Annotated in this window: 8 protein-coding genes; 7 read left to right on the forward strand and 1 reads right to left on the reverse strand. The window is 74.1% G+C overall.

The features are described from left to right. Positions 1–144: 144 nt before the first annotated feature. Entirely contained in the window at positions 145–1,140 is a 996-nt protein-coding gene (mgrA, locus tag EAD98_RS04165; RefSeq protein WP_121652747.1) for an L-glyceraldehyde 3-phosphate reductase, read from the reverse strand. 71 nt (positions 1,141–1,211) lie between these two features. On the opposite strand from mgrA, the gene EAD98_RS04170 reads away from it, so the two are divergent. The 7 genes from EAD98_RS04170 to EAD98_RS04200 all read left to right on the forward strand — a co-directional run bounded on the left by EAD98_RS04170 (position 1,212) and on the right by EAD98_RS04200 (position 9,226). Continuing rightward, the gene (locus EAD98_RS04170) at positions 1,212–2,192 is read left to right on the forward strand and encodes an aldo/keto reductase (protein WP_121652748.1); all 981 of its coding nucleotides are present in this window, start codon (positions 1,212–1,214) and stop codon (positions 2,190–2,192) included. Positions 2,193–2,197: 5 nt separating this feature from the next. Then, positions 2,198–2,695, forward strand: a complete 498-nt coding sequence (locus EAD98_RS04175; protein ID WP_233583713.1) for a hemerythrin domain-containing protein — start codon at positions 2,198–2,200, stop codon at positions 2,693–2,695. Between the two features lie 55 nt (positions 2,696–2,750). Next, positions 2,751–3,995: a sensor histidine kinase gene (locus EAD98_RS04180; RefSeq protein WP_121652750.1), complete on the forward strand. Its 1,245-nt coding sequence runs from the start codon at positions 2,751–2,753 to the stop codon at positions 3,993–3,995. Then, positions 3,992–4,642: a response regulator transcription factor gene (locus EAD98_RS04185; RefSeq protein ID WP_121652751.1), complete on the forward strand. Its 651-nt coding sequence runs from the start codon at positions 3,992–3,994 to the stop codon at positions 4,640–4,642. The genes EAD98_RS04180 and EAD98_RS04185 overlap by 4 nt, the downstream gene beginning before the upstream one ends. A gap of 76 nt (positions 4,643–4,718) precedes the next feature. Further along, the gene (locus EAD98_RS04190) at positions 4,719–5,801 is read left to right on the forward strand and encodes a hypothetical protein (RefSeq protein WP_121652752.1); all 1,083 of its coding nucleotides are present in this window, start codon (positions 4,719–4,721) and stop codon (positions 5,799–5,801) included. A 9-nt stretch (positions 5,802–5,810) separates the two neighbouring features. Then, positions 5,811–7,271, forward strand: a complete 1,461-nt coding sequence (locus tag EAD98_RS04195; protein ID WP_121652753.1) for a sigma 54-interacting transcriptional regulator — start codon at positions 5,811–5,813, stop codon at positions 7,269–7,271. A 2-nt stretch (positions 7,272–7,273) separates the two neighbouring features. Next, positions 7,274–9,226, forward strand: a complete 1,953-nt coding sequence (locus EAD98_RS04200; RefSeq protein WP_121652754.1) for a VWA domain-containing protein — start codon at positions 7,274–7,276, stop codon at positions 9,224–9,226. The last annotated feature ends 130 nt before the right edge of the window (positions 9,227–9,356 follow it).

The following is a 9,356-nucleotide window of genomic DNA, read 5'->3' on the forward strand; positions in this document are numbered from 1 at the left end:
GCCGTGCTGGTCGTCGCGCTGCTCGTCGCCGCGGGTCGGCTGCGCCGCCCCGGGGCCGTGCCGGTCGGCCGGCAGTGCGAGGTGCGCAACCACCGGGCCGGGCGGCGCCGGATCTGGTGACCCGGCCCGCCGGCCCGGCGGCGCTCAGCCCAGGTGCCGGTCGATCTCGGCCAACTCCTCGGCGCTGAAGTCGAGATTGTCCAGCGCGGCGATGTTCGTCTCCAGCTGTCCGACGCTGCTCGCCCCGATGATCAGGCTGGTCATCCGCGGGTCGCGCAGCGCCCAGGCCAGCGCGAGCTGGGCCAGTGACTGGCCGCGCCGTTCGGCGACCTCGCCCAGCCCCCGGATGGTGGCCATCTTCTCCTCGCTGAGGTCGCTCTCGTTGAGGAAGACGCTGGTGCGCACCCGGGAGTCGGCCGGGATGCCACCCAGGTAGCGGTCGGTCAGCAGACCCTGGGCCAGAGGGCTGTACGCGATGCAGCCGGCGCCGACCCGCTCCAGCGTGTCGAGCAGGCCGTCGGCCTCCGTCCACCGGTTGAGCATCGAGTACGAGGGCTGGTTGATCAGCAGCGGCGTGCCCAGCTCGCGCAGGATCTCGGCGGCGCGGGCGGTCTGCTCGGAGGTGTAGTTCGAGATGCCGACGTAGAGCGCCTTGCCGGAGCGGACGATGGCGTCGAGCGCGCCCATCGTCTCCTCCAGCGGGGTGTCCGGGTCGAAGCGGTGCGAGTAGAAGATGTCGACGTAGTCCAGCCCCATCCGGCTCAGCGACTGGTCCAGCGACGAGATCAGGTACTTGCGCGAGCCCCACTCGCCGTACGGACCGGGCCACATCAGGTAGCCGGCCTTGCTGGAGATCACCAGCTCGTCCCGGTACGGCTTCAGGTCGGTGGCGAGCAGCCGGCCGAAGTTCTCCTCCGCGGCGCCGGGCGGCGGGCCGTAGTTGTTGGCCAGGTCGAAGTGGGTGACACCGAGGTCGAAGGCGCGCAGGACGATGTCGCGCTGCCGCTCCATCGGGCGGTCCGGGCCGAAGTTGTGCCACAGGCCGAGGGAGACGGCGGGCAGCCGCACGCCACTGCGTCCGCTGCGCCGGTAGGTCATCGTTTCGTAGCGGTCATCCGCGGCGAGGTAGGTCACGATCATGAGCCTAGCTCCGGCCCCGGGGTACGCGGGATTGAGCGTGTGAACCCGGACAAGGGGGTAGCTTCGAGACCATGCGTCTCATCGCGCTCGACACCCCCAAACCCCTCTCCAAGATCGGGTTGGGCACCTGGCAGTTCGGCTCCCGGGAGTGGGGCTACGGCCCGGATTTCGAACGCCAGGCGGCGCAGATCGTCCGGCGGGCGCTCGAGCTGGGTGTGACCGTCTTCGACACCGCGGAGATCTACGGCTTCGGGCGTAGCGAGCGGATCCTCGGCGCCGCGCTCGGCGACGACCGGCCCAAGGTGGTGATCGCGTCCAAGATCTTCCCGGTGCTGCCGGTGGCCGCCGTGGTGCAGCAGCGGGCGGTCGCCTCCGCGGCCCGGCTCGGCGTCACCTCCCTGGACCTCTACCAGGTGCACCAGCCCCACCCGCTGGTCGCCGACCACAGCACCATGCGCGGCATGCGCGCCCTGCAGGACATCGGGCTGGTCGGCGAGGTCGGGGTCAGCAACTACGGGCTGCGCCGCTGGCAGGTCGCCGAGGCCACGCTCGGCCGGCGGGTGCTCAGCAACCAGGTCCGCTACAGCATGCTGGACCGCGCGCCCGAGCATGAGCTGCTGCCGTACGCGCGGGAGGCCGGTCGGGTGGTCATCGCGTACAGCCCTCTCGCCCAGGGCTTCCTCTCCGGCCGCTACGACGCGAAGAACCCGCCGACCGGCGCGGTCCGGCGAGCCAACCCGTACTTCCTTCCGGAGAACCTGGAGCGGGCCGCCACCCTGATCGACACGCTGCGCCAGGTCGCCGACGCGCACGACGCCACCCCCAGCCAGATCGCGCTGGCCTACGTGCTGCGCCACCCGAACGTGCTGGCCATCCCCGGCGCGTCCGGCGTGGAGCAGATGGAACGCAACGCCGCCGCCGCCGACATCGACCTCACCGACGACGAGTACGCCGCGCTGGCCGAGGCCGCCAAACGGTTCCGCCCGGTCACCGGCCTCGCCGCGATGCCCCGAATGCTGCGCGCCCGGTTCACCGGTTCGACAGGAAAGTGAGCACAGTGGACGACATCACCGCAATGATCCTGGACGACCACGCCTCCTTCCGGCGCGGCTTCGCCCGCCTCGACGACGCCCGCGACGAGCACGAGCTGCTGGCGATCTGGGACGCACTCGCCCTGCACCTGGACATCCACGCCGAGGCCGAGGAGGCGATCCTCTACCCGCACCTGGTCAAGCACGGCGACGACGGCGAGGACGAGACCGCCGACGCGATCGGCGACCACAACAAGATCCGGGACGCGATCGCCGAGTCCAAGCTGCACCCCGTCGGCTCGGAACGCTGGTGGGCGGCGGTCGGTACGGCCCGCCGGGAGAACAGCGAGCACCTGGCCGAGGAGGAGGACGAGGCCCTGCCCGACTTCCGCCGGCATGCCAGCTCCGAGCTGCGCGCCGAGCTGGGCCACCGCTGGCTCACCTTCCACGGCGAGCACAAGAACGGGCGTGACCTGCCCTTCCGGGACAAGGACCCGCAGACGTACGTGGCCGACCACCGCTGAGATATCCCCGGCACGGGGGAGTCGGCGGGACCGGCTCCGGCAGCAGAATGACGGAGTGACTCCCCGAACGGCGCTGTCCCCGCTGGTCGCCGGCAGCACCTGGCGGCGTGGCGTGTTCCTGCTGCTGGGCGGGGTCCTGGCGCTCCCGTACGGGCTGCTCGCGGTGGCCTTCGCCCAGCTGCTCACCGGCCCGGAGGTCCCCGGTGCGCTGGTGGTCGCCCTGCTGGTGGTCGCGCTGGTGATCGCCGTGGTGCCGCTGCTGCTCGACGGCAGCCGGGCACTGGAGATCGCCGCCGTACGGGCGCTGCTCGGCGTCGACCTGCCCGACCCCGCGCCGGGACGCCGCGGCGACCGGGACACCCGGCTGCGCAGCGCGCTCTGGATCGCCACCCACCTCACCATCGGCGCGCTGGTGATGGTCGCGCTGATCACGGCCGTGCCGATGGCGCTGGCCTTCATCGCCCAGCAGTTCGGCATCGGCGCCGACCTGATCAGCCGGGAACGGTTCGGGCCACTGGACGGGCGGGACACCGGCTGGCTGACGCTGACCGGGGTGCTCCTGCTGGCCGGTCTCGGCTACGCCGTCGCCGGGCTCGGCGCGCTCGCCGGGTCGATGGCGCCGGTGCTGCTCGGCCCGACCCCGGCGGAGCGGATCGCCGCGCTGGAGGCGCAGGCCGTCCGACTCGCCGAACGCAACCGGCTGGCCCGGGAACTGCACGACTCGGTCGGCCACGCGCTGACGGTGGCCACCCTCCAGGCCGGCGCCGCCCGCGGGGTGCTCGACACCGACCCGGAATTCGTCCGGCGGGCGCTCACCGCCATCGAGGAGGCCGGGCGGACCGCCATGGACGAGCTGGACCACGTCCTCGGGCTGCTCCGGGAGACCGGCGGGGACCGGCCCACGGTGGCGCCGCAGCGTACCCTCGCCGACCTGGACCGGCTGGTCACCGACGCCCGCGCGACCGGGCTCGCGGTGCACGCGCAGCGCTCCGGCGACCCCGCGAGGGTGCCGCCGGCGGTCTCCCGGGAGGGCTACCGGATCGTCCAGGAAGGGCTGACCAACGCGGCACGGTACGGCCACGGGCCGGTGACGCTGCGGCTGGACCTGCACCCGGACGCGCTGGAGTTGGAGCTGGCCAACGCGGTGGGCCGCGCCGATCGGGCCGACCCGGGCCGGGGTGGCCGCGGCCTGGACGGGATGCGGGAACGCGTGCTGCTGCTCGGCGGCCGGCTCAGCGTGGGCCCCGACGGCGGCCGGTGGCTGATCCGGGCCCGCCTGCCGTTCGAGGGGACGCGATGACCACCGGTGTGCTGATCGTCGACGACGACGAGCTGATCCGGATCGGGCTGCGAGCGATCATCGACTCCCAACCCGACCTGCGGGTGCTCGCCGAGGCCGCCGACGGCGCCGAGGTGCCGCCGCTGGTCGCCCGGCACCGCCCGGACGTGGTGCTGATGGATGTGCGGATGCCCGGCATCGACGGCATCCAGGCCACCCGACACCTGCTGGCCACCTCCGCCGACCCGCCCCGGGTGCTGGTGGTCACCACGTTCGCCAACGACGAGTACGTCTACGAGGCGCTGCGCGCCGGCGCTTCCGGGTTCCTGCTCAAACGGGCCCGACCCGCCGAGGTGGTCGAGGCGGTCCGGGTGGTCGCGGCGGGGGAGTCGCTGCTCTTCCCGGCCGCGATCCGCCGGCTGGCCGGGGCGTACGGGCCGACGGGCGGCGACCGGCTGACCGCCGCCCGGCTCACCGAGCGGGAGGCCGAGGTGCTGCGGTTGATGACCACCGGCCGGTCCAACCCGGAGATCGCCGCGCACCTGGTGGTCGGGGTGGAGACGGTCAAGACACACGTCGGCAACGTGCTGGCCAAGCTGGGCGTACGCGATCGCACCCAGGCGGTGATCGCCGCCTACGAGTCCGGCTTCGTCACCCCGTCCGGCTGAGCCGTCCCTCGCCGGTGGGAGCGGGTTCACCGCCGCCCGGGAGGGGTTCGGCCGGCCGTCGGCCGAGGCTGGGAGCATGACGACGATCACTGCTTCCAGACCCCGTACCGACTCCCGCTGGCCCGACCGGTTGGCCCCGCTGGCCGCCGGCTGGCTCGGCCTGTGGGGCGTCCTCGCCCTGGTCGGCACGCTCACCGGCGCCGGCTACCCGTTCGGCGCGAACGACCCGCACGGCGGCGACGTCAACCTGCTGCGCCTGGTGCCGGTGGAGCTGGCCGCACCGCTCTTCGCCGGGGTGCTGCTGACCGCCGCGGTGGCGGCGCTGGCGATGAGCCGTCCGGCCGTACGCGGGCCCGGCCCGCTGCGGGCGCTGCTCGCCGGCTACGGCTGGACCGTGGCGGTCGTGCTCACCGTGGTCGTCCCGGACGCCCGGGTGCTGGTCATCCTCGGCTACCTGCCGATGCTGATCATCGGAGCGCCGTTCGGCTGGCCGCCGGTCGACTACGCCGACGTCTTCACCTGGGCGCTGTTCGCCCGCTTCGCCGCGCTGGCGGGCGGGCTGCTGCTGGCCGGGGCGGTGCTCACCTGGCAGCGCCGTACCGCCGGGGCGTGCGTCGGGTGCGGCCGCGACGGCACCGACCGGGGTTGGACCACCCCGGCCGCCGCCGCGCGCTGGGGTCGGTGGGCCGCCGGCATCGCCGCGGCCATCCCGCTGGCGTACGCGTCGACCCGGTTCGCCTGGGCGGCCGGCATCCCGCTCGGCATCTCCCGGGAGTTCCTCACCGAGATGCAGGACACCGGGCTGGTGTGGGCCGGGTTCGGGCTGGGCGCGTTCGCCACCGCCGGCGCGATCCTCACCCTCGGCCTGGTGCAGCGGTGGGGTGAGCGGTTCCCGCGCTGGATGGTCGGGCTCGCCGGTCGCCGGGTGCCGGTGAAGCTGGCCGTGGTGCCGGCCACCCTGGTCGCCGTCGCGGTGACCGCAGCCTCACTGGGTCTGTTCAGCCAGCCCGAGTTCTGGCAGGGGCTCAGCGTGGCCGGGGGACCGGCACTGCTCTGGCCGCTGTGGGGCGTGGCCCTCGGCGCCGCCACGTACGCGTACCACCTGCGCCGCCGCGGAGCCTGCCGCCGCTGCGGCCGAGGCCGACGGGACCCTTCTTGACGAGCTAGCGTGGGTCGGGTGACTGCGCCTACCCCGGTAATCCCGGTTCCACCGGCCGACCTGCCCGGCACGCTCGGCGCGCTGCGGGCGGCCGGTCACCAGTACCGCACCGTCAAGCAGGAACTCCGCGACAATCTCCTCGCCCGGATGCGGTCCGGCGAGACCCGTTTCCCCGGCATCGTCGGGTACGACGACAGCGTGCTGCCCGAGGTCGAGCGGGCGCTGCTCGCCGGGCACGACATGGTGCTGCTCGGCGAGCGGGGCCAGGGCAAGACCCGGCTGATCCGCTCCCTCGGCGCGCTGCTCGACGAGTGGACCCCGGTCATCCCCGGCTCGGTGCTCAACGAGCACCCGATGCACCCGCTCACCCCGGCGTCCCGTGCCCAGGTCGCCGAGGCCGGCGACGACCAGCCGGTCGGCTGGCTGCACCGCTCGATGCGCTACGGCGAGAAGCTGGCCACGCCGGACACCAGCGTCGGTGACCTGATCGGTGACGTCGACCCGATCCGGATCGCGCAGGGCCGCACCCTGGGCGACCCGGAGACCATTCACTTCGGGCTGGTGCCCCGCACCAACCGGGGCATCTTCGCCGTCAACGAGCTGCCCGACCTGGCCGAGCGGATCCAGGTCGCGCTGCTCAACGTGCTGGAGGAGCGGGACATCCAGGTCCGGGGCTACCAGCTGCGGCTGCCCCTGGATCTGCTCCTGGTGGCGAGCGCCAACCCGGAGGACTACACCAACCGGGGCCGGATCATCACCCCGCTCAAGGACCGGTTCGGCGCGGAGATCCGTACCCACTACCCGGTCGACCTGGACCTGGAGCTGGAGCTGATCCGGCAGGAGGCCGACCTGGTCGCCGAGGTGCCGGAGCACGTCCTGGAGGTCCTGGCCCGGTTCGCCCGCGCGGTGCGCGAGTCACCGTCGGTGGATCCGCGCTCGGGTGTCTCCGCCCGGTTCGCCATCGCCGCCGCCGAGACCGTGGCCGGTGCCGCGCTGCGCCGCGCCGGCCTGCTCGCCGCCAACAGCACTCCGGAAGGACGCCCCGAGGCCGCGGTCGCCCGGGTCGGCGACGCGGTGTCGACGACCAGCACGTTGCGCGGCAAGGTCGAGTTCGAGAGCGGCGAGGAGGGGCGGGAGATCGAGATCCTGGCCCACCTGCTGCGGACCGCGACCGCCGAGACGTTCCGTGCCCGCCTGGCCGGGCTGGACCTGTCCGGCTTCACCGGCCTGGTCGAGGACGGCGCGGCGATCGAGACCGGCGAGCTGGTCGGCGCCGCCGAGCTGCTGCGCCAGGTGGGCACCGTGCCCGGGCTGGCCAAGGTGCTGGACCGGCTCGGCCTGGGCGACGCGCCCACCCCGGAGGAGGCCGCCGCCGGTGTCGAGTTCGTGCTGGAGGGGCTGCACCTGACCCGCCGGCTCGGCAAGGACGTCACCGACTCCGGGCGCACCGTCTACGGCGGTCGGGGCTGACCGTGGCCGGCAACCGGTTCCGGTACGGGCAGTGGCGCGGCGGCCCCGACCCGCTCGCGCCCCCGTACGACGTGCGCGAGGCGGTGGACGCGGTCGGCGCCGAGGTGCTGGCCGGCGGCAGCCTGCGGGAGGCGCTGCGCGACCTGCTGCGCCGTGGCCCGCAGGGGCGGGGCGGGCTGGACGACCTGGCCGCCCGGGCCCGCCGGCTGCGCCGCGAGGCGTTGCGCCGGGGCGACCTGGACGGCGCGGTGACCCGGGCGCGGGCCCTGCTCGACCAGGCCCTCGCCGCCGAGCGGGACGAGCTGCGGGGCCGCGACGACGACGGCGCGCGGTTCGCCGAGTCGGTGCTGGACAACCTGCCCCGCTCCACCGCGCGGGCGGTGGAGGAGCTGGCCGGCTACCAGTGGGCCAGCGCGGACGCCCGGCGGTCGTACCAGCAGATCCTGGACCAGCTTCGCGGCGACGTCCTCGGCCAGCGCTTCGCCGGCCTGCGCGACGCGGTGGCCGCGTCCGCCGACCCGGCCGTCCAGCGGCGGCTCGCCGAGATGATGAGCGACCTGAACGACCTGCTGGCCCGGCACGGTCGCGCGGAGGACACCACCGACGCGTTCGCCGAGTTCATGCGCCGGCACGGCGACTTCTTCCCGGAGCGGCCGGAGACCGTCGATGAGTTGATCGACGTGCTGGCCCGGCGTTCGGCGGCGGGCGAGCGGCTGATGAACTCGCTCTCCGAGCGGCAGCGCGCCGAGCTTGCCGGGCTGATGCAGCAGTCGCTCGGCGACCGGCTCGCCGGGGAGCTGTCCGCGCTCGACGCGAACCTGCGGGCGCTGCGGCCGGACCTGCGGTGGGGGCGCGGCGAGCGGGTCCGGGGCGAACAGCCGCTGGACTACGCCGACGCGGCCGGCGCGTTGGGCGAGATCGGCGAGTTGGACGACCTGCTGGACCAGCTCGACCAGGAACACCCCGGCGCCACCCTGGACGACGTGGACGTCGAGGCGGTGGCCCGGACGCTGGGCCGGAGCGCCGCCGACGATGTCCGCCGGTTGCGTGAGCTGGAGCGGGAGCTGCGCCGGCAGGGCTGGGTGAGCCGGGACGCGGACGGGCTCACGCTGAGCCCGAAGGCGCTGCGCCGGCTCGGCGGGACCGCGCTGCGGCGGGTCTTCGCCGACCTGACGGCCGGGCCGCGCGGCCAGCACGACCTGCGGTCGGCGGGTGCCGCCGGCGAGGTCAGCGGCGGGTCCCGACCCTGGCAGTACGGCGACGAGCAGCCGTTGGACGTGGTCCGCACGCTGACCCGGGCGGTGAGCCGGGCCGGGCCCAGTGCGCCGGTGCAGCTCGCGGTGGACGACTTCGAGGTGGTGGAGACGGAGAAGCGGGCCTCCGCGGCGGTGGTGCTCTGCGTCGACCTGTCGTACTCGATGATCTCCCAGGGGCGCTGGGGGCCGATGAAGCAGACCGCGCTGGCCCTGGCGCACCTGATGGAGACGCGCTTCCCGCAGGACGCCCTGCAGATCGTCGGCTTCGGCCGGGAGGCGATGACGCTCAGTCAGCAGGAGCTGGCCGCCGTGGAGCCGGACATGGAGCAGGGCACGAACCTCCAGCACGCGCTGCGGCTGGCCGGTCGCCACCTGCGGCGCCATCCGGACGCCGAGCCGGTGGTGCTGGTGGTCACCGACGGCGAGCCGACCGCCCACCTGGATCCGGACGACGGGGAGGCGCTGTTCCACTGGCCGCCGCTGCCGGAGACGATCGAGGCGACCGTCCGCGAGGTGGACCGGCTCAGCCGTTACGGCGCCACGCTCAACCTGTTCATGCTCGGCGACGACCCGGGCCTGCGCCGCTTCGTCGACGCGGTGGCCCGACGCAGCCGAGGCCGCATGTTCACCCCGGACACGGACGACCTGGGCGAGTACGTGGTCAGCGACTACCTCCGCTCCCGCCAATCCCGCCGCTGATCCCCGTCCCCTCCCCACCCCGCCGCCCCACCCAGCCGATCATGGAGTTGTGGTGGGCGACAAATGCCGCCCGTCCGGGTGAACCGGGCACCACAACTCCATGATCGACGGGACCGGGCGGGGTTGACTG

This window comes from Micromonospora sp. CV4 (assembly GCF_003667455.1).
Lineage (GTDB): Bacteria > Actinomycetota > Actinomycetes > Mycobacteriales > Micromonosporaceae > Micromonospora.

Coding starts and splice junctions, on each gene's coding strand:
- mgrA (WP_121652747.1), bottom strand. CDS start 1,140: ATGATCGTGACCTACCTCGCCGCGGATGACCGCTACGAAACGATGACC.
- EAD98_RS04170 (WP_121652748.1), top strand. CDS start 1,212: ATGCGTCTCATCGCGCTCGACACCCCCAAACCCCTCTCCAAGATCGGG.
- EAD98_RS04185 (WP_121652751.1), top strand. CDS start 3,992: ATGACCACCGGTGTGCTGATCGTCGACGACGACGAGCTGATCCGGATC.
- EAD98_RS04190 (WP_121652752.1), top strand. CDS start 4,719: ATGACGACGATCACTGCTTCCAGACCCCGTACCGACTCCCGCTGGCCC.